Consider the following 25031-nt stretch of genomic DNA (forward strand, 5'->3'; position numbering starts at 1 on the left):
AAAAAATAATATATTTAAATTATATTAGATAATTATATAAAATTAAAGACTGCTGACACTTTGTCAGCAGTCTGAAATAAAAAATATAACTAGAAATAAAATTTCTAGTTATATTTTTTATTAGTAAATTATTAGCTATAAAAAAATTTTAATTATAGAATATTTTGGATATTTATAATTTTTAAATATATAAATTGCCTATATTTCTATAAAATCTACTTTATTTAATTCCATTTCAGCTTTTAATGATTCTATTATTGGAATACCAGCACTACAACCAATTCTTTCTGCACCTGCAGCTATCATTGCTTTAAAAGTATCCGCATTTCTAATACCACCAGCAGCTTTAACTTTAACAGAGTCTCCAACAATTTCTTTCATAAGTTTTACGTCTTCTAAAGTAGCCCCACCAGTACCAAAACCTGTAGAAGTTTTAATGAAATCTGGTTTTACTATTAGAGCGATTTCTGCCATCTTTTTAATTTCTTCTTTTGTAAGATAGCAATTTTCAAAAATTACTTTTGATACAACATTATTTTTTTTACATACATCAACAATTTGTTCCATCTCAGATTTTAAATAATTATAATCTTTTTCTTTTAATTTTGTAATATTTATAACATAGTCTATTTCTGTTGCTCCATTTTTTATTGCATCCTCTGTTTCAAATACCTTTGATTCTATAGAGGTTTGTCCCAATGGAAAGGCTATAGCAGCACCAACATTAATATCTGTTCCAGATAATTCTTTAGAACAAAAAGCTGATTGAACTTGATTAATTGCTACCATTTTAAAATGGTAGGATTTTGCTTCTTCGCAAAGTTTTTTCATATCATTTTCTGATGCCATTGGACTTAAATTTGTATGATCTATTAATCTTGATAACTGATCTAATGTATATTTTTTCATGTTTACACCCCTCATCACTCGAATATGTAATTACATATTTAATTTATCATAGCAATATAAAAATGTCAAATATTTTATTATGAAAAATAAGGAAGATACTATTATAGTTTTATAATAGTAAAAAATAATAGTGCTATATGAAGACTATTTTAATAATATGAAGTAAAAAAATACATAAATATGTAAAAAAAACGTCGTTAAAAACGTTTTCTAGAATAATTTTTAATTTTTATAAAATATAAGAAGTAGAAACTAAATTAATTTTTAAGATTATCTGATCTAAAAATTAATTGTAAAAAATTTCTTAGAAATCGTTGACATAAGCAAAAAAAGATATTATTATAAACGTATAAGATGATAATATGTAATTACATAAGTTATATGTAATTGCAATAGGAGGTGCTGGGTGTGAAGATAATTTTAACAAGTCATGGTAATTTTGCGAAGGGAATTTTACAATCTTATGAGATGATAGCAGGAACTAATGAGAGAATATCATATGTTACTTTAGACGAAGACGGGATAGGAAAATTCTCTAATACATTAAGGGAGAAGCTAGATCAGATTATAGAATCTGATGATGTTCTTATACTTTGTGATTTGAAAGGAGGAACTCCATATAATGAAAGTTTTACTTATGCTTTATCTCATCAGGATAAAGTTAGAGTAGTGGCTGGTTTAAATTTACCTATGTTAATAGAAATAGGAATAACTAATTTAGATAATCTAGATGAAGCTGTTTTGATAGCTTCAGAATCAGGAAAATCAGGAATAGAAGCTTTAACTTTTGAAGATAATGAAGATGATTTAGAATTTTAAAAATAATATTAATAAAGAGGTGTTTCAAATGAGTATTTCATTAATAAGAGTAGATGATCGTGTTATACACGGACAAACAACAACAAGATGGTCAAAATTACGTCCAGTTCAAAGTATAATGGCTATAGGAGATGATGTTGCTAAGGATGAGCTTAGAAAAAGAGTTTTAAAGGCGGCAGCTGGAAATCTAAAAGTAGGAATATATTCTGTAGATCAAGCTGTAGATAAAGTTTCTAGAGCGATTGAATCGGATAAGGATTTCTTTATAATTTCTAATTCTCCTCAATATTTATCAAAGTTAGTGGAAAAGGGAGTAGAGCTTGGAAAGAAAGAAATAAATATTGGACCAATGAATAGTAGAGCTGGTGCAAAGGTATTAGGAAGAACAGTAGCAATTGATGAAAAGGATTATGAAGCATTTGAGTTTTTGGAATCTAAGGGATATGTAATACAATTTCAACTATTACCAGATGATGATATAAAGAGTTGGTCTACAATGAAAGCTAAATATAATGAAATTAAATAATATAAAGGTATAAGGGAGGAGATTGGAGATGGATAATTTATTTTTATCTGCATTATTAACTGGTGTTTTCTGTTACTTAGGAGCTATAGAAACTCCCTGGTTATTGGGGATGACGGGAGGATTTTACATAGTAGGAAGACCATTAGTAGCTGGACTTTTATGTGGTATAGCTTTTGGGGATATTCAAGCTGGAGTTCTTTGCGGATTGGCTGTACAAGCTGTTTTTATAGCTAACCTTACAACAGGTGGAGCTACTAATAGTGAGATTTCTTATGCCGGTTATGGTGGTATAGGACTTGCTATGGCAACTACTAAGGATCCGGCATTAGCTGTTACTCTTTCTATATTAATAGGACAAACTTTTGGACTTATTTTCTATAACACAAGAATGGCATTATATTCATTTTGGAATACTAAAGCTCAAAAGGCTGCTGAAGAGGGGGATACTAAAGGTATAACTATGAACCATTTAATATATCCTCAAATTACAACTTTCTTACTAAGAGCAGTTCCTATATTTTTAGCAATATACTTTGGACAAGGTTTGGTAGATTCTTTATTAAGTAATGTTCCTCAAATTATTACTGATGTTATTTCTGTTTTAGGTGGTGTTTTACCAGCACTAGGCATAGCAATGCTTATGAATATTGTTATAAAGGAACCTGCTCATTTTATCTTCTTCTTCGTAGGATTTGTTCTTATGGCTCTTGCAGGACTATCTATGATTGCTTTAGTATTTGTGGCTGCATTAGTAGCCTATATGTATTACATAGCTAGTGCTAAAGGTAAAGTTGTAGTAGCTACAAATGGAGTTCAAACTTCTAATGAAGATGTATTCGAAGATGATGATTTGTTTTAAGTGAGGAGTGAAAAAGATGGCAGATAATAAAGTTAATCAAGAGAAAAAATTATCTAAGAAAGAGTTAAATACTATATGGTCTAGATGGGCTTTTACTCATCTTTCATCAATGAGTTATGAAAAATTACAAGCACATGCTTGGGCGTATTCATATATTCCATTTGTAAAAAAATATTATAAGAATGATCCTGAAAAGGCTAAAGAATTGTTGGTAAGACAATCAATGTTTTATAATACAGAACCACAGACAGGGCAATTAGTTAATGGTATAGTTGCTAGTCTTGAGGAGCAAATAGCACTTGGTGGAGATGTATCACCTGAAATGCCAGTAAATATAAAGACTACTTTAATGGGACCTCTTGCTGGGATTGGGGATTCAATTATTCAGGGAATTATAGTACCAATACTTCTTTCTATAGCTATGGGTTTAGCAGTGGGAGGAAATGCTCTAGGTCCAATATTTTATATAATTGCATATGGAGTAGTTGGTACGCTTATATCTTATTTTTGTTTCCATAGTGGTTATAGGCTTGGAGTAAATGCCATTGACTACATTGTTGGAGAAGATGCTAAGAGAATTACTGATGCATTTAATATACTTGGGGTAATGGTTATTGGAGGACTTGCATCATCAAATATTGTATTAAATACAAAACTAACTATACCAATGGGAGAAGAAGTTAAAGTTCTTCAGGAGGTATTAGATAGTATATTCCCAGGAATATTACCTTTAGCAATGGTTATTCTTGCTTGGTATTTAATATCTAAAAAGCAATTGTCAGCAACAAAAGTAATACTTATATTAACAGTTATTGCAACAATTGGAGTAGCAATAGGAATATTTTAATAAGGATGAGCCTGAATTTAACTCAGGCTCATTAATTTTATAAAAGAGGAGGAATTAAATATGTTAATTTTAAATCCGATATCAAAGGAAAGGATATGGGGCACGCCGAGGCTTCATGAATATAGTGGTGATGAAAGTATAGAAAAAATAGGCTCTATATATTCACTTTCAGCAATTGAAGGTTTATCCAATGAGATTGTAGGGGGTGATTTTTTAGGTAAGAGTTTTTATGATGTGGTAAAGAATAATCCGGAAATTTTTGGATTAAAAAAAGGAGAAGTATATCCTCTTATTATTTCTTTTACTGCCTGTGATGATAATTTAAGTGTTCAAGTGCATCCAGGAGATGAATATGCTAAAAAAAACGGATTGGGTTTGTATGGTAAAAGTGAATCTTGGTATTTCATAGAGCCTCCTAAAAATGGATGGATTTATTCAGGGGCTCTTGTGGATAGCAAGGAAAAAATAGCTCAACTAATAAATAGTGGACAATATGAAAAAGTTGTAGGAAAAGAAGAGGTAAATAAAGATGATTTAGTATTCATTCCATCCTCTACACTTCATGCAATGACAGAGGGTTCTTTAGTATATGAAATACAACAATCTACTGATATTACTTATAGATTTTATGATTATGATAGATTAGATAGTAATGGAGAAAAAAGAGAATTACATTTAAATAGAGCTATTGATGCATTGAATTTAAATAATAAGGTGAAAAGGGTACCGTTAATAGAAGGAAATATACAGTTAGAATATCCTTATAGCATAATAAAAAAAGAATTAAAAGATAGCTTTAAGAATGAAAAAGAAATAGCTATAGTAATAACAGTTATAGAAGGAATTGGAAGAATTAATAAGGAACTAGTAAAGAAAGGTATTAGTATAGTAGTTCTCCCGGGGGAAATTATTAATATTGATGGAGCTTTTAAGGCTATTGTAGCTACTCCATGTACTTATTGGAGATAAAATAAGGTTAAGATATTTTAGAAATTATTGAATACGAATATAATAGATTAAGGAGGAGAAATATGAAAAAGCTAAATTGGGGTATTATAGGTACTGGGAATGTAGCCAATCAATTTGCTAAGGAGTTTATACTTCAAAAATCATCAGCCAAACTTTGTGCAGTAGCATCTAGAAGTATTGAAAAATCTCAAGATTTTGCTCAAAAATATAATATTAAAAGAGCCTATGGAAGCTATGAGGAGCTATTAGAGGATAAAGATATAGATATTGTTTATATAGCAATACCTCATAATTTTCATTTTGAAATTATGAAGAAGGCATTAGATAATAATAAAAATATTCTTTGTGAAAAGCCAATTACTATAAGTTATGATGAGTTAGATAGTATAGTAAAAATTGCAAAAGAGAAAAATCTATATGTAGTTGAATCTATGACAATATATCATATGCCAGTTATAAAAACAGTTAGAGATTGGATAGAAAAAAATTATTTAGGAAAATTGAAAATGTTACAAATTGCCTTTGGAAGTTATAAAGAAGAACAATCAGAGATGTATTTTTTTAATCCACAACTTGCTGGTGGAGCTCTAAATGATATTGGAGTGTATGCAATTTCTTTAGCAAGATTATTTATGACTAGTTGTCCTGAAGAGATATTGAGCTTAACAAATAATCATCCCTCAGGAGTAGATGAGACTACTGGAATAATTATGAGAAATAAAGAAGATGAAGTTGCAGTTATTAGCTTAACATTTAGAGCAAAGCAACCTAAGAAAGGTGTTATAGCTTACGAAGAAGGATATTTCGAAATTTTTAATTATCCACAAGCTACTAGGATAGAATTTGTTTCTAGACAAGGTGAAAAAACTATTTTTGAGAATGGGAAATCAGAAAGACGATTTGCCTATACTATAGAAGAGGTCACTAATATGATTATAAATAATGAAGAAAATTATACTTTGAAACTAACTATGGATGTAAGAAAAATAATGGATAAATGTTATAAAAAATAGTTTTGTGATATTATATAGGGAAGTATTTTGAAGAATATGTACTTTAAAGGAGTTGTTTGAGTTAATGAAGAATGATAAAATGCCATTACATCTAAATATAAAAGCTGATATTTTATCTAAGATAAAATCTGGAGTTTATAAGGAAAATGAAATTATACCTAGTGAAATGGATTTGGCAGAAGAATATAAGGTTAGTAGACCTACAATAAGGCAAGCGATACAGGGGCTTGTAAATGAAGGATACCTTGAGAGAAAAAAAAGAAAAGGTACCATAGTAATTCGAAAAAAAATACCTCAAGAATTCACCAATATTTTACAAAGTTATAACAATGAAATTAAGGGCAAAGGATTAGAACCTAAAACCAAAGTAATTTCATGTAAATTAGAAGAGGCAAGTAATGAGGTTTGTGATAAGCTTAATTTGAAGGAAGGAGAAAGTGTATATAAGATAGTAAGACTAAGATATGCAGGAGATGATCCAGTTGTATTTGTAATTACTTATATTAAAGCTGATATTTTACCAGAGTTTTTAAAACATAATTTTACTAAAGAGTCAATTTATAATGTATTGTCATCATATAACTTTCCTATTATCAGCATTACTCGTTATCTTGAAGTGATGAAAGCAGATGAATCAACAAGTGTATTATTAGATATTGAGATGGGAGATCCTATATTTAGGTTTATTTCCATAGGTCATACATATAATAGAAATCCTATAGAATACTCTATAGCAAAATATAGAGGTGATTTAAATTCTTTTGTTATAGAAATAGATAATAGCAAAAATGTTTAAAGCATTATTTAATCAATATGGAGGTTATTATATATGAAGAAATTATTATGTCCATCAATGATGTGTGCTGATTATAGATATTTGGAGAAAGAAATAGAATCTTTAGAAAATGCAGGTATTGATATTTTTCATTTAGATGTAATGGATGGGAATTATGTACCTAATTTTGGGATGGGATTGCAAGATATAAAGTATATATGTGAGAAATCTATAAAACCTGTAGATGTTCATCTAATGATAGAAGAACCGAATCGATATATAGATATGTTTGTGAATTTGGGGGTGGATATTATATATGTACATCCAGAAGCAGATAGTCATATTGTAAGAACTCTTCAGAAAATCAAAAGTAAGAGGATTAAAGCGGGGATAGCGATTAATCCAGGGACAGCATTCTATACTATAGAACCACTTTTGTATTTATCTGATTATGTTTTGATAATGACAGTGAATCCAGGTTTTTCAGGACAGGAATATATTGATTTTGTTGATGAAAAAATAGAAAAACTATTAAATGTAAAAGACAAATATAATTATAAAATAATTATTGATGGTGCTTGTTCGCATAGTAGAATAAAAATTTTAAGTGAAAAAGGAGTTGATGGTTTTGTTCTTGGAACAGCAGCATTGTTTGGGAAAAATAAAGATTATGACAAAATTATAAATAGTTTAAGAAAGTATAATTAATTACTTAAAAAATATAAATGATATAAGAAAATAATATTAGTATTTAATTATAAATATATTAATTAATACTATATGTATATTAGAAGAAAGAAATCACGGGAATATTGTAAGATTCTATACAAAGATAATTTTCAATTTGTAGTTTATTATATAAAAATTTTTAATATATTTTTGTTACATTAATATAAATAACTTTTATTATTTATAAAAAACAATGGTTAATACTTAAGAATCTAAAATAGCCATCATCTTATATTAAATTTTAAATACTATTTTAATATGTTAATAATATTTTTAAGTTTGAAAGTGTTAAAGTATCATAGTAAGGTCACTTTTAGATTTTGATTGAACCTTGGTATGATACTTTAACACTTTTTTATATTTTAAACTTTGAAACAGTCTTTGTTAATTTTTGGGCTAGATCAGCTTGTCCTTGAGCTGTTTTAGCAATTTGGCTTATAGCATTTGTAGAATCATTTATTCCTTGCTTAACATTAATTAAATTCTTAGATGAATTTTCAGCCATTTCAGCTACCACCGTAATAGCATCTGAAATTTCTTTTGTTCTAGAATAAAATTCTTTGCTCATTAATGCAATTTCTTCAGACATTTTATTTGAGAAAATACCATCATATTCATATTGTTCTCCAACTTGTATAAAACCATTAAATTGTTTCATTACATCATTTCCCATAAAATCTAGTAATTCTGTACTATAATTAGAAATTGAATTAAATGCTTTTTTTACATCATTTATAGTAAGTTTAACTTTATTAACTGCTTCAGATGATTGTTCAGCAAGTTTTCTAACTTCATCAGCTACAACAGCAAAGCCTTTTCCTTGTTCACCAGCTCTAGCAGCTTCAATTGCTGCATTTAAGGCTAATAAATTAGTTTGTTTTGATATATTTTCAATAATATTAGCCATTTCTATTATTTCTTCTACAACACTTGCTTTTTTAATTGAGTTAAGTATAGCTTCTTCAACATTATCATATACATTTTTAGTGTTAGTAATTACAGAAACCGTATTATCTTTTATTTCAGTTGCTCTATTTTTTATATCTTCAGCATTTTCTTTAACCTCTGTTGCTTTAGTTGCTAATAGAGATACATTTTCTTCTATTTCTGCAGCAGAAGCTGTTAATTCTTCAGTAGTAGCACTAGTTTCATGAACTATATTAGTAACTTCAAAAGTAGAATTATTTATCTCTTTAAATTGGAAAGTTAATTCCTCTACTGAAGCAGCTAATTCTTCACTAGCAGCACTTATTTCTTCAGATCCATAAATAACATCTTTTATTAAATCTTTAATATTGCTTTGAGCTTTATTTAATGAATCAGCTACTATACCAAATTCATCGTTGCTTTTTAAATTTATATTCTCAGAAAAGTCATATTTAGATAATCTATTTGATAAATCTAAAATTTCCTTAATAGAAGTTGTTATAGATTTAATAAGCATTATTGCAATGGTAATAAGTATTATTAATGATATTAAAGATATCAAGAAAGTTGCAATAAATGTTTGTTTAAATGAAAGGTTATTTTCATTTAAAGTTTCAATAGCCCATTCATCATTTAAAGTAACTAATTCACTTAATACTTCATCTATTTTTGTTTTTATATTTTCAAGTTCTTCATATAATTGCTTAACTTCATCTTGTTTACCAGCTTGAAATAAAGAAATTAAATTATCTCTAGAAGTTGTGTATTCATTTAAGTAAGTTTCAAATTCATTAAATAATATTTTATCTTTTTCTCTTGTTATACCACTTTTATAAGTCTTTATTAATTGTTTATTTTCTTCTGTTAATCTATTAATATGATCTAGTTGTTTATTTATAAAATCTTTATCATTTGATGTTAATAATAAGGTAGTTTTTAGATGAACAACAGTATTGTTTTTATTAAGAGTACTAATTGATGATATACCAACAACATTATCATGATATAGTCTTTTAGTTCCGGCATTAGATTTATTGATACTAATAAGTCCAAATGTACCAATTAAAACAGTTAATACTCCTAGAAGGAGAAAAGCACAAATAAGTTTTGTTGAAATTTTGGTGTTTTTTAGTAAATTCATTTAATTTTCCTCCACAAAAAGAAATTTATTTTAACAAGATGTTTATATTTAGTAAAATACTGTGTAAAAATATAATAAATAATATTTAAAAAAAAGTAAATATTGTTAATAAAAATGTAGAAAAATAATATTTAACAAAGTAAATATTGTTAATAAAAAATTCTGTGAATTATAAAAGCAAAAACTTTCTTTTCTTTTAAGTAAAAAGGTAATAAAATAATTACTAGTAGTTTAAAATAAATCGAGAAAGAAGGTGTCTTTATGGAAAGACTAGATAAGGTTTTATCTAATTTAGGGTATGGAAGTAGAAAAGAAATAAAACAGGCTGTAAAAAAAGGACTTATTGAAGTTAATGATGAAGTAGTAAAAGATAATGGAATGCAAGTAGACCCTGAAGTAGATAAGATAATTGTAAATGGAGAAGAAATTTTTTATAGAAAATATATTTATTTAATGATGAATAAGCCTGATGGGGTAGTATCAGCTACTTTTGATAATAGAGATGAAACTGTAGTAGATTTATTAGAAGTTGAGCATCAAGTATTTAATCCATTCCCAGTTGGAAGATTAGATAAGGATACAGTTGGACTTTTATTATTAACTAATGATGGTGAATTAAACCATAGATTAATATCACCTAAGTGGAAAGTTGATAAAGTTTATTATGCTAAAATAGATAAGAAAGTTACAGAAGATGATGTTAAAAAGTTTAAAAATGGTATAACTTTAGATGATGGATACTTATGTAAAGAAGCTAAACTTGAAATATTAAGTGCTACAGACGAAGGTTCAGAAGTTATGGTAACAATTCAAGAAGGTAAGTTCCATCAAGTTAAGAGAATGTTTGAAGCAGTAGATAAAAGTGTAGTTTATTTAAAAAGAGTTGAATTTGGAACTTTAAAGCTAGATGAAGAGCTAGAAGAAGGCGAATATAGAGAACTAACAGAAGAAGAAGTAAGTATTTTAAAAGGTTTTTAACGAATGTTTTATAAAAATGAATTAAAATAATTCATTTTTATAATTTTTTTGTGATAATCTTTCAAAATATCTTGCATTATATACATATATACACTATAATATCAGTGCAAGGATAAATAAAAGGAATAAATAGCCCCCTTTTTATTTATTGCTTATTGCTAAAGCGCAACCTAGCCCCAAGGGTTGCGTTTTTTTGTTGCGTAAAAATAAATAAAAACCTTTACTTATTACTTTAATTTGATAAAGTGATAAAAGAAAACAATATCATTTATTTATTAGGTTTTTTACATTAAATGAAGAATATTTATATATTTTTATAAGCATTAAAAAAATATAAATTTCATAATATTTCATATGGAAAATAAAAAAAGAAAATAAATGAAAGAAAAAAATCTTTTGGATAAGAATATGACTATAAAAGTTTCAAAATACTATGGGGAGTTGAAATGTTATAAGATATTAATTTAGAATAATTGATATCCAAATAAATGTGATTATTGTAAACTCTTTTGGTTATTTTAATTTGTAAAATAGGGAATAAATATTATAACACTTTTTTATGTGTAACTTACAATCTAATTATAGTTTTTGGGCAACAATATAAAAGATATGTATGATATAATATGTTAGTAATAGGAAAGGAGTCTAGATAGATGGATTTAAAGTCATTACTTAACAAAGAACAATACGAAGGAGCTACTACTGTAGAAGGTCAAGTATTAATACTAGCAGGAGCTGGTTCAGGAAAAACTAGAGTTTTGACCCATAGAATGGCTCATATGATAGATGATTTAGGCATTTTACCATATAAAATTTTAGCTATAACTTTTACAAATAAAGCAGCTAAGGAAATGAAGGATAGAGTAAAAGCCTTAATAGGAGAAAGAGCGGATGATATGTGGATATCAACATTCCACTCTACTTGTGTAAAAATACTTAGAAGAGAAATAGAGAAGATTGGATATAAGAAAAACTTTACTATTTATGATACTTCAGATCAAAAAACACTTGTAAAGGAATGTATGCAAGCTTTAAATATTAATGATAAAGATATAACTGATAGAGAAATTATGAGTAAGATAGGAAAAGCAAAGGATAATATGCAAAGTCCTGCAAGCTTTATGAGAGAAAATGAAAGTAATTTCAGAGAAAAGAAGATTGCAGAAGTTTACGAGATGTATCAAAAAAGACTAAAGGAAAACAATGCCTTAGATTTCGATGATTTAATTTTTAAAACTGTTGAATTATTTAAGAGTAATAAGGAAACGCTAGAATTCTACCAAAGAAAATTCCAATATATTATGGTAGATGAGTATCAAGATACAAACAAAGTTCAATATGAATTAATTAGATTACTTGCAGAAAGTCATAAGAATATATGTGTAGTTGGTGATGATGACCAATGTTTAGTTGAAGGAACTTTAGTTGAATCTGAAAATGGAAAATTAGCAATTGAAGATTTAAAAGAAGGTTTCAAAATAAGAGTTGCAGTGGGTAATGGTGAGACTAAATTAATTGATGTTAAGGATATTTCTAAAAGAGAATATAAAGGTAAAGTAGTAAAAGTAACTACTGAAAGTGGAAAAGTAATTAAAGCAACTCCAAATCATTTAACTTTTTCAAGAGTGTTAATAGAAGAAGGAAAGTATTATGTATATCTTATGTACAAAAAGGGATATGGATATAGAATAGGTCAAACTTCTTCAATTAGAAGTAGAGATAATAGAAAGGCTAGTGGGCTAGCAGTTAGATTAAATGGAGAACAAGCAGATAAAATGTGGATAATTAAGGTTTGCTCATCTAAGAGTGAAGCAACTTATTATGAAGAGTTTTATTCTGTTAAATACGGAATTCCGAAGGTAGTATTTAATTCTAGAGGAAGAAATATAAGCTTAAGCCAAGAACAAATCGATAATCTATTTAAAGAGATAAATACCTTTGATGCAGCAGATAGATTAATGGATGAAGAATTTTTATATAAGGATTATCCACATCATATAAGCTCTGCAGTTATTAGGGGAGAAAGTATAAGAAAGCTAATTAATTTAAGCTTTTTTAGTGGACGTAAATCTGAAGAAAGAGGAGTATATTCACATAGAATAGGATTGAATTCTTCAGGAGAAGATGATAAGAATAAATTTATAAGTGCAGGCTTTAATGTAAGAGATGGGCAAAGAAAAACTTTTAGAGTAGAAACGGAAAGAGCATTATATGATGATGCAGAAGAATTTGCAAGAAAGTTATCAGAAACTAATGATGAATTTGAAATAGTTAGAAAAGCTAAATTGACATCAGATAATACCTTTAAGTTTATGCCAATGGGAAGTTTAAAAGAAGGTATGGGTTTAGCTATTTTAGAAAATGACATCATAATTGAAGACAAAATAATTTGCATAGAATTTGAAGATTATACTGGGAATGTATATGACTTAAATATAGATTATTCAAGAAACTATATAGCTAATGATGTGGTTGTTCATAATTGTATTTACCAATGGAGAGGCGCAGATATTAGAAATATTTTAGACTTTGAAAAAGATTATCCTAATGCAAAGGTAATAAAACTTGAACAAAATTATCGTTCAAAGGGAAATATATTAGATGCAGCTAATGTAGTTATAGTTAATAATGCTAATAGAAAAAGTAAAGTTTTAAGAACTGAACAAGAAAGTGGAAATAAGATAAAGGTTTATAGAGCTTATTCAGATTCTGACGAAGGTAACTTCGTAGCAAGTCAAATAAATAAGATAAAGGATGAACAAAACTTAAGCTTTAAGGATTTTGCAATTCTGTATAGAACTAATGCTCAATCACGTATATTTGAGGAAAGTTTAAGAAGAAATGATATTCCTTATAAAATCTTAGGTGGAACAAGATTCTATGATAGAAAAGAAATTAAGGATATGCTTTCATATTTAAAGGTATTAGTAAATCCAACAGATAGCATAAGCTTAAAAAGAATAATAAATGTTCCAAAGAGAGGAATAGGAGATGCAACTGTTAATAAAGTTGCTGACTTTGCTGATGATTATGAAATACCTCTATGGGATGCATTAAGTACAGTTAGAAATATATCAACTCTTACTGCAAGAAACTGTGGAGGAATAGAAAACTTCATGGAAATGATGAATAGATTCATTGATATGAGTGAAGTTTTACCTGTATCTGTTTTAATAGAAACTATATTAAAGGAAACTGGATATATTTCAGAGTTAGAAAAATCTAAGGAAATAGAAGATAAGAGTAGAATAGAAAACTTAAAGGAATTAGTATCAGATGCTGTTGATTTTGAAAAGAGTAGTGAAGATAAGAGTTTATCTGCATACCTTGAAAAAGTTTCATTAGTTCAAGATACAGATAAGCTTGAAGAGGAAGATGATACTATAGTTTTAATGACTGTTCATAGTGCTAAGGGGTTAGAGTTCCCAGTAGTATTTATGGTTGGTATGGAAAATGGAATATTCCCAGGAGTTTCTTCCTTTGATAGCGAATCAGAAATGGAAGAGTCTAGAAGATTGTGTTATGTTGGAATAACAAGAGCTAAAGAACAATTATTTATGACTTCAGCAGAGGTTAGAAGACAATTTGGAAGAACTGTAGCCTATCCTCAATCAGACTTTATAGCAGAAATTAAAGCAGACTTAAAAGAATATGTTTCAGCAACTGGAGGAGCTCAAGAAACTAGAAAAACAATGTTCCCAAGCAATACAAGATACAATAATCCACATAGCTTAAGAGGAAGCTCTATGACTATGCCAAAACCACAAACTCCAAAACAAACATCAACTGTATCAGCAAATGATGTTACAATAGGAAGAAAAGTTAAACATAGTAAATTCGGAGTTGGAACAGTAGTTTCAATAGCAGACACAGGAAGCGATAAAAAGCTAACTATAGCCTTTGATAGCCAAGGCATAAAGATACTTATGCTTTCATTAGCAAACCTGGAGCTGCTGTAGCAGAATTTAGAATGTAGAATTAAAAATGTAAAATTGAGGAATAAACTCCTGCGGAGTTTAGGAATTAATTATATTTTAGTAATTTGGAACAAATTACATCCATAATTCTACATTTTACATTTTACATTTTTCATTTAAGCGAGGTGTTTTATTTGGATAAAAAGAAAAGAATAGAGGAATTAGTTGAAGAGTTAAATAGATATGCTTATGAGTATTATTCCTTAGATAATCCTTCTGTAACTGATAAGGAATATGATGAAAAGTATTATGAGTTAAAGGCTTTGGAGGAGGAAACTGGTTATGTTCTTCCTTATTCGCCAACGTTAAGGGTTGGTGATAGGGTATTAGAGGGCTTTAGCAAGTATACTCATAGGGCTAGACTTTGGAGTTTGGATAAGGCTCAAAGTGTAGAGGAGCTTAAGGATTGGCATAATAGAAATATTAAGTTTGTAAATGAAATGAATGCAAGGGGAGAAAATCTTCCAAGTCTTAGATATGTATTAACAAAGAAATTTGATGGTCTTACAGTAAATTTAACATATGATGAAAATGGAATATTAGTTGCGGCTGCTACAAGAGGAAATGGTGAAGTTGGTGAAGAGGTTTCTGCTCAAGTTAAAACTATAAAGTCTATTCCATTAAAAATAAACAATAATGATTTATTTGAAATACATGGAGAGGCTATAATGACTACTGAAGCCTTTGAAAATTATAATAAAACTGCTGTAGTGCCTCTTAAGAATTTAAGAAATGGGGCAGCTGGTGCTTTAAGAAACTTAAATTTAAAGGAAACTGCAAAGAGAAATTTATCAGCATTTTTCTATGATGTAGGATATAAAGAGGGTGAACCATTTAAAACCTATGAAGAAATGTTAAACTTCATAAAAGAAAAAGGTTTCCCTATGGATGATTATGTTAAATTCTGTACAACAATTGAAGAAATAGAAAAGGAAATTGAATATATTAATAGTATAAGATTTGATTTGAATTACGATATTGATGGGGTAGTTATAGCTGTTGATGACATAAGAACTAGAGAGCTTATGGGATATACAGTAAAATTCCCTAAATGGGCTATAGCTTATAAGTTTGAAGCTCAAGAAGCTACAACTAAGCTTTTAGATGTAGAATGGAATGTTGGAAGAAGTGGAAGAGTTGGACCAACAGCTATATTAGAACCAATTGAACTTGCAGGTGTAACTGTAAAGAGAGCTACATTAAATAATATTGATGATATAAGAAGAAAAGGTGTAAGAATAGGTGCAGAAGTTTTTGTAAGAAGATCTAATGATGTTATTCCTGAAATTATGGGAGTAGTAGAGGAATCTTTAGAAGGAACAGAAGAAATAAATGTACCGGAAACTTGCCCAGCTTGTGGAGCTCATTTAGTTCAAAATGGAGTTCATTATTTCTGCGAAAATACTTTATCTTGTAAGCCACAAATGGTAAAAAGCATAGTTCATTTTGCATCTAGAGATGCTATGAATATTGAAGGATTTTCAGAGAAAACAGCAGAGCAATTATTTGAAAAGTTAGATATAAAATCAATGGCAGATTTATATAAACTTCAAAAGGAAGAGTTATTACAATTAGATAAATTTGGACCTAAGAAAGCACAAAATCTTTTAGATGCAGTTGAGAAGAGTAAAGATTGTGAATTATATAGATTTATATACTCTTTAGGAATTCCTAATGTGGGAGTTAAAACTGCAAAGGACTTAGTTAATAATTTTAAATCTATAGAAGGTTTAAAGAATGCTACCTTTGAAGAATTAGTTTCTGTTCAAGATGTTGGAGACATAGTAGCTAGAGGTGTTATGGAATTCTTCAAGGAAGAAAAGGCTATAAGAACTATTAATGAATTACTAGAACTTGGAGTTAATCCAAGATATGAAGAAAAAGTGATAATAGAAAGTCCTTTTGAAGGCAAAACAGTAGTAGTTACTGGAACATTAAATAATTATTCAAGAGGAGAAATAAAGGCTAAATTAGAAACCTTAGGTGCAAAAGTTTCAGGAAGTGTTAGTAAAAAAACAGATTTTGTTATAGCAGGAGAAGAAGCAGGTTCAAAATTAACTAAAGCAATTGAACTTGGGGTTAAAGTACTTAATGAAGAGGAGTTTGAAGATTTAATAAAGGAGTAGAGAATGAAGAAATTTAGTATTAGAGATACGATTACATTTATATGTACTTTGGCTGCATTTATAACAAGTGTAATCATTGTTCTAACTTTTTTAACAACCTATCATTTTATTAATAGTATGCCGATATTTAACTCCTATCTTCCATTGCAAATAGGTTTGTGTATAACTATGGCCTTATGGGCTATAAGATTTGCTATAAATAAAGTTGGAAGAGAAAAATATATTTATGCAATAGTATGTATAATTATTTCTCTTATATCTTTGTTTTTTATAATGAACTTAGTAAAATGAATAAATTAAAATAAAGAAAGAAGCTATTGCAGCAGAGGATAAAAAAGCAATAGCTTCTTTATTATGTTATGGAAATATTTTTATAAAAAAACCAAAAAAAGTATTGGCATCGTTTACTGAAAGGTGTATATTAAAAATGTAAATTGGATTGTTAATATTAAGTTATGCGAAACCTATTTACAAGCATTACTGAGGTATTTATTTATTTTTAGTATGTTTGTAAATGGGTTTTTGTTATTTAGGAGGAATTATGATAATAAAACAGATGTTAAATAATAATGTTATAATTGCTGAAAATGAAAAAAAAGAAGAAGTTGTTGTTATGGGAAAGGGACTTGCCTATGGAGCAAAAAAAGGACAAGTAGTACCTGAGGATAAAATTGAAAAAATATTTACAAATGAAAAAGGATATGATTTTAATCACTTTGCAAAATTAGTTAGTGAAATTGATTTAGCAAATTTTGATTTTATAGAAAGCTTAATAAATTATATTAGAGAATCATTAGATAAAAAACTTAATAATTCAATATATATTACTTTAACAGATCATATAAATACGCTTCTTGAAAGAGCAGAAGTTGGAGCATATGTTAAAAATACAATGCTTTGGGATATAAAAAGATTATATAAAAAGGAATTTGAAATTTCACGACAAGTAGTTTCTAAAATTAATGAAAAATTAGTTTCTAAATTTGATGAAGATTATTATAGAATTGAATATCTTAGAGAACATATAAAGGCTATGAAGGATGCTATTGAATTAGATGGAGTTGAAGTTTTAGGATATACAAGTTGGGGATGTATTGACCTAGTTGCTGCAAGTACAGGTCAAATGTCTAAGCGTTATGGCTTTATTTATGTAGATAGAGACGATGATGGAAATGGAACCTTTAAAAGATATAAAAAGAAATCTTTTGACTGGTATAAGAAAGTTATAGCTTCTAATGGAGAAGATTTAGAATAATTATATAATTTATAAAAAGACCAGAAGTAGATTTCTTAAAAAGGGGAATTTATTTCTGGTTTATTTAAAAAGGGGTGTATTATGGAGGAGATAATTAAGTTTTTTGATGATGCAAAAATGTTTTTCATAGCTACTGTAGAAGATGATCAGCCAAGAGTAAGACCTTTTGGAGGATTATTAGCACTTAATAACAAGTTATACTTTAATACAAATTCAACAAAGAATGTATATAAACAAATGATAGAGAATCCTAAGGTTGAGTTATGTGCATTTAATAAAGGAACCTGGATTAGAATTTCTGGAGAAGCTATTAAAGAAACAAGTGATGAATTAAAAGAAGCTATGTTTAAAGCGCAGCCGGGAGTAGCAAAAATGTATCAAGGAAAAGAAGATATTTTTGAAATTTTTAGTTTGCAAAACGCAGTAGCTAAAAAATATTCTATAAAAGGTGAAGAAACAATAAAGTTATAATTTTCAGCCTTCAGCTTGTAGGTGTTAAAGTATCATAGCAAGGTGACTTGGAACTTACTATGATACTTTCTATATTTTTAAATGTACTTCTCGAATTTTTGAATTACATCAGTATAAATTTTATCTAAGACACTAAAATCTATAGATTTAATATAATAAGCTTCTAAGTCATCGTGAATTCTATGTGCTTCTGAGATTAAGAAAAGAGCTTTATCAATTAGTTCATAGAATTTTTCTTTATCATACTCTATTTCACTTTTATTTTTAGAAATAATTGAAGGGTTAGAAAAATCACTAATATCAAAAGTTTTTCCAGCAAAAGAACATTGGCTAATTTCATTTTCTGTAACTAAAGCTGTAGATATTTCAGGAATTAAAATATGCTCTATCCTTTCAGGGTTAAAAGGATCATGAAGATATTCAACGAAATAACCTTTCTTTTTAGCTAGTTTTCCGATTTCTATTAGGATTTTACTTTTACCAAACCCAGGGCCACCTTTTAGTACAAATTTTTGTTTGTAATCTTTAGCTAAATCCTCAGCAAAGGTGATAATTCCACTAGGGGTAAAAGCTGTTGCAAATACATGTCTTTCATCACCAAACCCAGCTTTATGCTTACTAAATACTTGTTCTTTTAAGCTTTCAGTAATAGTTGAAAATTTACCATAATCTAAGGCTTCAGCATTTAATTTACTCCAATCATCATGGATAGGTTTTGCTGCTGCAAGAAATTTATAAGCTCTTTGAAAATTATTGCTGATTTCTTTATAAACTTTCATTAAATTCTTTTTATTTAAGGAAAGAGCATCATTATCTAAAGCAATTCCCATATTTATGATTTCATCAACTGCTCCTGGATAAATTGGATCTACCATATGTGGAGCTGTAGCATCTATCATAGCTAGTTTAAGTTCTGGTATAACAATTCCATCTAATGATTTATCATCAGATGAACAGTGATTATATTCTATAGAGTAGCCTTTATCTAAAAAATGTGTAGCTACTTTTTTCATTAAATAAGACTTTCCAGTACCAGGTCCTCCCTTAATGCAAAGTACCCTATTAGCTTCTTCTTTATTTATTATATTGTTGAAAAAAGAGTGGAATCCCTTATAAGTATTGCCTCCTAGAAAAAGATGTCTTTCATTGATATATGTCAAATTTATCACTCCTAACTTTTTGTAATAAAGTTCCAATAACAATATATGTATTATATAAAAAATTGAAACCTTAAAAATATAAAATAATCTAACAACTTTTAAATATACATAAAGTTTTGTTATTTATAATTTATAAAAAATCAATAAATTTCATAAATATAAATAAAAAACTACTATTTTTATAATATTTATACAAAAAAATTATAATTATAAAATTTGTATAAATAAAAATACAGAAAGGTGTTGCATAAAAATAAGATATAGGTGTATAATTATGCTATCGCAAAAGAGATAGGAATAGATAAGAGGGGGATTTAAAAAATGAAAAAAGGAATGTTAAAGAAAATATTAGCTGTAACTATTATTGGAATTATGGGGTTAGGACTTGTAAGTTGTGGTAATAAGAAAGACAAGCTTTCATCTATACAAGAATCAGGAAAGTTAGTAGTTGGATTAAGTGCTGATTATGCACCGTATGAATTTCATATATTAGATGAAAATGGAAATGATCAAATAGTTGGATTTGATGTTGAAATAGCAAATGAAATAGCAAAAGATTTAGGTGTAGAATTAGAACTTAAAGATATGAATTTTGAAAACCTAGTTGCTGGAGTTTCTTCTGGTAAAATAGATTTAGCTATATCAGGTATGACACCAGATGAAGAAAGACAAAAATCCATAGATTTCTCAGATATTTATTATAAAGCTGAACATGGTATGTTAGTAAGAGTTAAAGATAAAGATAAATATAAGAATTTTGAAGATTTAAAGGGACAAAAAGTAGGGGCTCAAATGGGAGCTGTTCAAGCACAAATAGCAGAAGAAAAAATACCAGAAGCTGACCTGCAATTAATTTCAAATGTTAATGATTTAGTTCTAGCTTTAAAAGGCGAAAAAATTGAAGCTTTAGTAGTAGAATTACCAGTTGCAGAAATGATAGTTAAAAATAATCCAGAGCTTATGATAGCAGAAGAAAAAGTAATTGACAATGAAGGTGGTTCAGCTGTAGGAATTCAAAAAGGACAAGAAGACTTAGTTGAAAAGATAAATGCCACAATTAATAGAATTAAAGAAGATGGTTTATTAGATCAATTTATTATAGAAGCAAATGAATTAGCAGAAAAGCAAAATTAGTAAATTAGTAAGGAGAGTGTAAGCTTTGTCATTAGATTTTAGTGTATTAGCTGGGAATATGCAGTATTTTTATACTGGTGTTAAGTGGACAATATTAATATCACTTTTAAGTGTTTTATTTGGGGTTATATTTGGTGCATTATTAACTCTTATGAAGAGATCAAAATTTAAAATAGGAAAAGTTAAGCCTTTAAGTGTATTAGCATCTGCTTATATAGAAATAATTAGAGGAACACCAATGCTTCTTCAAATTATGTTAGTTTACTATGGATTTGATCAATTATTAGGAATAAATATGGATCCTATACCAGCTGGTATAATTGCAGTTTCTTTAAACTCAGCAGCTTATGTTTCTGAAATTATAAGAGCAGGTATAGATGCTGTAGATAAGGGACAATTAGAGGCTGCAAGAAGTCTAGGAATGAGTCAATTTATGGCTATGAAGCTTATAATAATACCTCAAGCAACTAAGAATATTTTACCAGCTATAGGTAATGAGTTTGTTACAGTAATTAAAGAATCTTCAATGGCATCTGTAATAGGTGTTGGAGAAATAATGTATAGTGCAAAAGTTGTTACAGGAAAAACTTTTAGAGCTTTTGAACCTTTAATAGTAGCTGCTGTATTCTATTTTGTTATTACATTTACCCTTGGAAGAGTTATGAGTTATATAGAAAGGAGAATGAAGGCTAGTGATTTACGTTAATAATTTACACAAATATTTTGGAGAAAATGAAGTTTTAAAAGGCGTTAATGATCATATAAAAAAAGGTGAAGTTGTTGTTGTAATAGGACCTTCAGGATCTGGGAAAAGTACTTTTTTAAGATGTTTAAATTTATTAGAAGAACCAACTCACGGTGAGATAATATTTGAGGAACAGAATATTACAGATAAAAATATTGATATAAATAAAGTTAGAGAAAAAATGGGGATGGTTTTTCAACAATTTAATTTATTTCCTCATAAAACAGTAATGGATAATATAACAATAGCACTTATAAACGTAAAAAATAAATCAAAAGCTGAAGCAGAAGAAAAAGCAAAGGATTTATTAGAGAAGGTTGGACTTTTAGATAAGGCAAATGCTTATCCAGCTTCATTATCAGGTGGACAAAAGCAAAGAATAGCCATAGCAAGGGCTTTAGCTATGGAACCGGATGTTATGTTATTTGATGAACCTACATCAGCATTAGATCCAGAAATGGTAGGAGAAGTTTTAGCTGTTATGAAGGATCTTGCAAAGGAAGGTATGACTATGGTAGTTGTAACTCATGAAATGGGATTTGCAAGAGAAGTTGGAGATAGAATTTTATTTATGGATGGAGGAAATATAGTAGAACAAGGAACTCCAGAAGAAATATTTGATAATCCTAAAAATCCAAGAACAAAGGACTTTTTATCTAAAGTACTATAGTGCTTCGCAATTAAAAATTAAAAATGTAAAATGTAGAATTATTGATAAAACTCGGCTAAAGCTGAGTTTTTTATTATAATTGTATTTCTTAGTAGATATTAGTATTTGGGCAGGAGTTAAAAGAAATTTAGAATGAGAATATGAATAATAGGAGAGAGTAAATAGTTTAAAATATAATTTGTATTTATTAATTAGGAGCATCTTTGGTGCTCCTTTTGTTCTATAAAAAAATATAAGAAATAAAATAATAATAAGAAATTAATGGGGAGAGAATTAGATGAAGTACAACTTTGATTTTTTGTTATTGGAATTTAAGGATATCTACTATATATTAAATAAAATTTGGGAAGAGGAAAATTTGAAGGTTGTAAATTTAAATCTAATTAAATTTATAAAAGAGGCTATAATTACAGCTCATTTAAATAATAAAATTTTTTATAATACTGAAAATAATTTAGAAGAAAATATGGAATTACTTTATGAGAAAAAGATTATTTCTTATGATTTAATGAGATATATTAAAAATTATTTGGAGGAATTATATTATTTTAAAGATTTATTAAATAGCAATTTAGAGGAAGAAAAAGATTTTGATTATATGGATATTTTAAAAAATGAGGATCTTATTTTTGAAATATGTGTATGGCTTTCTTTAAATTATGGAGAAGAGGATTATTCATTGTTTATAAGTAGTTTAAGTGACGAAGAAAAGAATGTATTCAATAAGTATATAAATATTAGCTTTGATAGTGATTGTGAAGACGAAATTCTAGATTCTCTTGGAATAGAGGAATTAGATGAAATAGAAGAGTATTTACAAGAAGAAACATCAGCAGAAGAAAATTTACTTAATGGTGAATTGTATTACCTAGGTAAAAATGTAGAGAAGGATTATTTTAAGGCTAAAGAATACTTTGAAAAAGCTGCAAAAGAGGGAAATGAACATGCTGAGAGTTATTTAGGGTTATTTTATGAAAAAGGTTATGGTGGAGAAAAGGATATTGAAAAAGCCCTTTATTGGTATAAAAAAGCAGCTTTAAAAGGAAATATTTTTTCTCAATATTCATTAGGATATCTATATTATGAAGGTAAAAAAGTAGAAAAGAATATGGATTATTCCTTTAAATGGTATAAAGAAGCGGCAGAAAGAGGTTTTGCACCAGCTCAATATGCTTTATCATATCTTTATAAAAATGGAGATGGATGTGAAAAAAATATTTTTAAGGCATATTATTGGCTTGAAGAATCTGCAGATAATGATTTTGAAGATTCATATTATGTATTAGGACAATCTTATTTAGAGGGAAATTCTATAGATACTGATTATAAAAAAGCTTTCTTTTATTTATCAAAAGGTGTTAATAAAAATGATAAAAATTGTCTTGAAAGTTTAGGTGATATGTATTATTGGGGATTATACGTAGAAGAAGATAAGGAAAAGGCATTTTCTTTATATGAAAAAAGTATAGAAGAAGGAAATGTAGAACTTTATTATAAAGTTGGAAAGTTATATGAAGCAGAGGAAAATTTGGAGCAGGCTTTATTAAATTATTATAAGGGTCATGCAAATGGAGATGTAAAATCCACACAAAGACTTGGAAGTATGTATCTTAATGGAGAGGGTGTTAAAAAAAATAAAGAAAAGGCACTTGAATATATTAGGATAGCTTTAGAAGAAGAAGATCATAATAGTTTTTATATTATGGGATTAGCTTTATTAAAGGAAAATAAGAAAAAGGCAATAGAATATTTAAAAAAAGCATATATGAAGGGCTCTTATTATGCAGCAGAAGTATTGGCTACAGAAGGAATAAGAGATTATTTAAACTATAAAGATGTAGATGAATTAGATATTTTAGGTTATGTGAATTCTACTTTAGAGGGGGGACTACCACTTGGAATATATTATTATGGTTTATTAAATCATTATGGGTTAGCTGTAAAAAAAAGTGATGAAATGGCATTTATTAATTTTAAAGAAGCTGCAGAAAAAGGCTGTGAGGAAGCAATTTTACAAATAGCAAATTGGTATAAGAATGGAATTTTCTTAGCGAAAGATATTGAGGCTTCTATAGATTTGTATGAAAAAGCATTAGAAATGGTGAGTGTAAGAGGAATTATAGAATTAATAGAAATTTATGAAAAAGGTATTGGAGGAAAAAAAAATTACTCTAGGGCATTTGAAGGAGCAGAACTTTTAAAAAATTTAGATATAGTACAAGGGAATGAAAAGTTAGCTTATTACTATTTAAAAGGTATAGGTGTAGATATTTCTAGTGATAATGCTAATAAATGTATTAATGAATTAATGAGTTTAGATAAAGGGAAGGCATATAACTTATTAGGAAAATTGTGTGAAGAGGGATTATTAGAAGTAGACGAAGAGGAAGCAATAGAATATTATTTAAAAGCAATTTCCTTAAGAGAAACAGAAGCATACTCGAATTTAGAATACTATTTATATAAAAGGGGAAGAAAAATAAAAGAATTTAATCTTAAAGCCTCAGAAGAGTCAATGCAAAATCCTAAGAGTATATATATAAGAGGAATAAATGAAATTAAAAAAGGCAAACGAACTAAAGATGAGGACTTAATAAGAATAGGAATTAACTTTATAACAAAAAGCATACATTTAGGTTTTTACGAAGGAATAAATGATTTAATAAGAATGTACCAAAAAGATAAGAGTTTAGAAGGAGAAATTAATTTATATAAATATAAAGAAATGAAAGCATATTATAATTTAATGAATAATTAAAATTTAAAATGAAGAATTAAGGATTTTTTTAATTCTTCATTTTAAGTTTTTTTAAATCTTACAGAAAGTAATAATTTATTATAATTTCAAAATTTATTTAAAATAAATTAGTAGATTAATATTGGCAGAATGTAAGGTTTTATTATTATAATTTGTAATATTATTGAATAATTTTTATATGATTGTAAAAATTATATTGAAATGTAATTGTTTTTAGTATATTATATAAATATAAACACGGGT

21 protein-coding genes and 1 pseudogene are annotated in these 25031 nt (G+C 27.8%); 19 read left to right on the forward strand and 3 right to left on the reverse strand.

What is annotated here, in order from left to right; all coding sequences use genetic code 11:
• Positions 1–198 precede the first annotated feature (198 nt).
• Entirely contained in the window at positions 199–909 is a 711-nt protein-coding gene (gene deoC / locus H9660_RS07795) for a deoxyribose-phosphate aldolase (RefSeq protein WP_191749813.1), read from the reverse strand.
• Between the two features lie 408 nt (positions 910–1317).
• On the opposite strand from deoC, the gene H9660_RS07800 reads away from it, so the two are divergent.
• The 8 genes from H9660_RS07800 to rpe all read left to right on the forward strand — a co-directional run bounded on the left by H9660_RS07800 (position 1318) and on the right by rpe (position 7425).
• Positions 1318–1728: a PTS sugar transporter subunit IIA domain-containing protein gene (locus H9660_RS07800; protein WP_191749814.1), complete on the forward strand. Its 411-nt coding sequence runs from the start codon at positions 1318–1320 to the stop codon at positions 1726–1728.
• Between the two features lie 28 nt (positions 1729–1756).
• Positions 1757–2254, forward strand: a complete 498-nt coding sequence (locus H9660_RS07805; protein ID WP_191749815.1) for a PTS sugar transporter subunit IIB — start codon at positions 1757–1759, stop codon at positions 2252–2254.
• Between the two features lie 28 nt (positions 2255–2282).
• A complete protein-coding gene (locus H9660_RS07810) occupies positions 2283–3113 on the forward strand; it encodes a PTS mannose/fructose/sorbose/N-acetylgalactosamine transporter subunit IIC (RefSeq protein ID WP_191749816.1) in 831 nt (276 codons plus the stop codon).
• Positions 3114–3129: 16 nt separating this feature from the next.
• Positions 3130–3960: a PTS system mannose/fructose/sorbose family transporter subunit IID gene (locus H9660_RS07815; protein ID WP_191749817.1), complete on the forward strand. Its 831-nt coding sequence runs from the start codon at positions 3130–3132 to the stop codon at positions 3958–3960.
• Between the two features lie 60 nt (positions 3961–4020).
• Positions 4021–4929 carry a class I mannose-6-phosphate isomerase gene (locus H9660_RS07820; RefSeq protein WP_191749818.1) on the forward strand — a complete coding sequence of 303 codons (909 nt, stop codon included), beginning with the start codon at positions 4021–4023 and terminating at the stop codon, positions 4927–4929.
• Between the two features lie 62 nt (positions 4930–4991).
• Positions 4992–5942, forward strand: coding sequence for a Gfo/Idh/MocA family protein (locus tag H9660_RS07825; protein WP_191749819.1), 951 nt, complete (start codon positions 4992–4994; stop codon positions 5940–5942).
• Positions 5943–6006: 64 nt separating this feature from the next.
• Positions 6007–6738, forward strand: coding sequence for a GntR family transcriptional regulator (locus tag H9660_RS07830; RefSeq protein ID WP_243190618.1), 732 nt, complete (start codon positions 6007–6009; stop codon positions 6736–6738).
• A gap of 33 nt (positions 6739–6771) precedes the next feature.
• On the forward strand, positions 6772–7425 hold the full coding sequence (rpe, locus tag H9660_RS07835; RefSeq protein WP_191749820.1) for a ribulose-phosphate 3-epimerase: 654 nt from the start codon (positions 6772–6774) through the stop codon (positions 7423–7425).
• A gap of 376 nt (positions 7426–7801) precedes the next feature.
• On the opposite strand, the gene H9660_RS07840 is transcribed toward rpe, so the two are convergent.
• The gene (locus tag H9660_RS07840) at positions 7802–9514 is read right to left on the reverse strand and encodes a methyl-accepting chemotaxis protein (protein WP_191749821.1); all 1713 of its coding nucleotides are present in this window, start codon (positions 9512–9514) and stop codon (positions 7802–7804) included.
• 261 nt (positions 9515–9775) lie between these two features.
• Here H9660_RS07840 and H9660_RS07845 point away from each other — a divergent pair, with 261 nt between their 5' ends.
• The 7 genes and pseudogenes from H9660_RS07845 to H9660_RS07870 all read left to right on the forward strand — a co-directional run bounded on the left by H9660_RS07845 (position 9776) and on the right by H9660_RS07870 (position 18321).
• Positions 9776–10492 carry a pseudouridine synthase gene (locus H9660_RS07845; protein ID WP_191749822.1) on the forward strand — a complete coding sequence of 239 codons (717 nt, stop codon included), beginning with the start codon at positions 9776–9778 and terminating at the stop codon, positions 10490–10492.
• 653 nt (positions 10493–11145) lie between these two features.
• Positions 11146–14451, forward strand: a complete 3306-nt coding sequence (locus H9660_RS07850; protein WP_191749823.1) for a UvrD-helicase domain-containing protein — start codon at positions 11146–11148, stop codon at positions 14449–14451.
• A gap of 152 nt (positions 14452–14603) precedes the next feature.
• Positions 14604–16595 carry an NAD-dependent DNA ligase LigA gene (gene ligA, locus H9660_RS07855; protein WP_191749824.1) on the forward strand — a complete coding sequence of 664 codons (1992 nt, stop codon included), beginning with the start codon at positions 14604–14606 and terminating at the stop codon, positions 16593–16595.
• 3 nt (positions 16596–16598) lie between these two features.
• The gene (locus H9660_RS07860; RefSeq protein WP_191749825.1) at positions 16599–16886 is read left to right on the forward strand and encodes a hypothetical protein; all 288 of its coding nucleotides are present in this window, start codon (positions 16599–16601) and stop codon (positions 16884–16886) included.
• A gap of 250 nt (positions 16887–17136) precedes the next feature.
• Positions 17137–17277 (forward strand): annotated as a pseudogene (locus tag H9660_RS16480) (CAT RNA binding domain-containing protein); the annotation flags it as partial.
• Between the two features lie 90 nt (positions 17278–17367).
• Entirely contained in the window at positions 17368–17850 is a 483-nt protein-coding gene (locus H9660_RS07865) for a family 1 glycosylhydrolase (protein ID WP_479927581.1), read from the forward strand.
• An 81-nt stretch (positions 17851–17931) separates the two neighbouring features.
• Positions 17932–18321 carry a pyridoxamine 5'-phosphate oxidase family protein gene (locus H9660_RS07870; protein WP_191749827.1) on the forward strand — a complete coding sequence of 130 codons (390 nt, stop codon included), beginning with the start codon at positions 17932–17934 and terminating at the stop codon, positions 18319–18321.
• 77 nt (positions 18322–18398) lie between these two features.
• Here the strand turns inward: H9660_RS07870 and H9660_RS07875 are convergent, their stop codons facing one another.
• Complete coding sequence (locus tag H9660_RS07875) at positions 18399–19490, reverse strand: PRK06851 family protein (protein ID WP_341479578.1); 1092 nt, start codon at positions 19488–19490, stop codon at positions 18399–18401.
• A gap of 312 nt (positions 19491–19802) precedes the next feature.
• Between H9660_RS07875 and H9660_RS07880 the strand changes: the two genes are divergently transcribed.
• From H9660_RS07880 to H9660_RS07895, 4 genes are all read left to right on the forward strand, one after another.
• Positions 19803–20615, forward strand: a complete 813-nt coding sequence (locus tag H9660_RS07880) for a transporter substrate-binding domain-containing protein (RefSeq protein ID WP_191749829.1) — start codon at positions 19803–19805, stop codon at positions 20613–20615.
• 58 nt (positions 20616–20673) lie between these two features.
• Positions 20674–21321, forward strand: coding sequence for an amino acid ABC transporter permease (locus H9660_RS07885; protein WP_191749847.1), 648 nt, complete (start codon positions 20674–20676; stop codon positions 21319–21321).
• Positions 21308–22030: an ATP-binding cassette domain-containing protein gene (locus tag H9660_RS07890; protein WP_191749830.1), complete on the forward strand. Its 723-nt coding sequence runs from the start codon at positions 21308–21310 to the stop codon at positions 22028–22030. Before H9660_RS07885 ends, H9660_RS07890 begins: the two co-directional genes overlap by 14 nt.
• A 277-nt stretch (positions 22031–22307) precedes the next feature.
• Positions 22308–24788 (forward strand): tetratricopeptide repeat protein, encoded by a 2481-nt coding sequence (locus tag H9660_RS07895; RefSeq protein WP_191749831.1) that lies wholly within the window; start codon positions 22308–22310, stop codon positions 24786–24788.
• The last annotated feature ends 243 nt before the right edge of the window (positions 24789–25031 follow it).

The organism is Clostridium gallinarum (genome assembly GCF_014836325.1).
Taxonomy (GTDB): Bacteria; Bacillota; Clostridia; order Clostridiales; family Clostridiaceae; genus Clostridium; species Clostridium gallinarum.

What these genes read in the sequence shown, in the direction of transcription:
- H9660_RS07820 (WP_191749818.1), top strand. Translation starts at nt 4,021, where the DNA reads ATGTTAATTTTAAATCCGATATCAAAGGAAAGGATATGGGGCACGCCG.
- H9660_RS07830 (WP_243190618.1), top strand. Translation starts at nt 6,007, where the DNA reads ATGAAGAATGATAAAATGCCATTACATCTAAATATAAAAGCTGATATT.
- H9660_RS07840 (WP_191749821.1), bottom strand. Translation starts at nt 9,514, where the DNA reads ATGAATTTACTAAAAAACACCAAAATTTCAACAAAACTTATTTGTGCT.
- H9660_RS07845 (WP_191749822.1), top strand. Translation starts at nt 9,776, where the DNA reads ATGGAAAGACTAGATAAGGTTTTATCTAATTTAGGGTATGGAAGTAGA.
- H9660_RS07810 (WP_191749816.1), top strand. Translation starts at nt 2,283, where the DNA reads ATGGATAATTTATTTTTATCTGCATTATTAACTGGTGTTTTCTGTTAC.
- H9660_RS07880 (WP_191749829.1), top strand. Translation starts at nt 19,803, where the DNA reads ATGAAAAAAGGAATGTTAAAGAAAATATTAGCTGTAACTATTATTGGA.
- deoC (WP_191749813.1), bottom strand. Translation starts at nt 909, where the DNA reads ATGAAAAAATATACATTAGATCAGTTATCAAGATTAATAGATCATACA.
- H9660_RS07895 (WP_191749831.1), top strand. Translation starts at nt 22,308, where the DNA reads ATGAAGTACAACTTTGATTTTTTGTTATTGGAATTTAAGGATATCTAC.
- H9660_RS07815 (WP_191749817.1), top strand. Translation starts at nt 3,130, where the DNA reads ATGGCAGATAATAAAGTTAATCAAGAGAAAAAATTATCTAAGAAAGAG.
- H9660_RS07870 (WP_191749827.1), top strand. Translation starts at nt 17,932, where the DNA reads ATGGAGGAGATAATTAAGTTTTTTGATGATGCAAAAATGTTTTTCATA.
- H9660_RS07825 (WP_191749819.1), top strand. Translation starts at nt 4,992, where the DNA reads ATGAAAAAGCTAAATTGGGGTATTATAGGTACTGGGAATGTAGCCAAT.
- H9660_RS07885 (WP_191749847.1), top strand. Translation starts at nt 20,674, where the DNA reads ATGCAGTATTTTTATACTGGTGTTAAGTGGACAATATTAATATCACTT.
- H9660_RS07850 (WP_191749823.1), top strand. Translation starts at nt 11,146, where the DNA reads ATGGATTTAAAGTCATTACTTAACAAAGAACAATACGAAGGAGCTACT.
- H9660_RS07805 (WP_191749815.1), top strand. Translation starts at nt 1,757, where the DNA reads ATGAGTATTTCATTAATAAGAGTAGATGATCGTGTTATACACGGACAA.
- rpe (WP_191749820.1), top strand. Translation starts at nt 6,772, where the DNA reads ATGAAGAAATTATTATGTCCATCAATGATGTGTGCTGATTATAGATAT.
- H9660_RS07860 (WP_191749825.1), top strand. Translation starts at nt 16,599, where the DNA reads ATGAAGAAATTTAGTATTAGAGATACGATTACATTTATATGTACTTTG.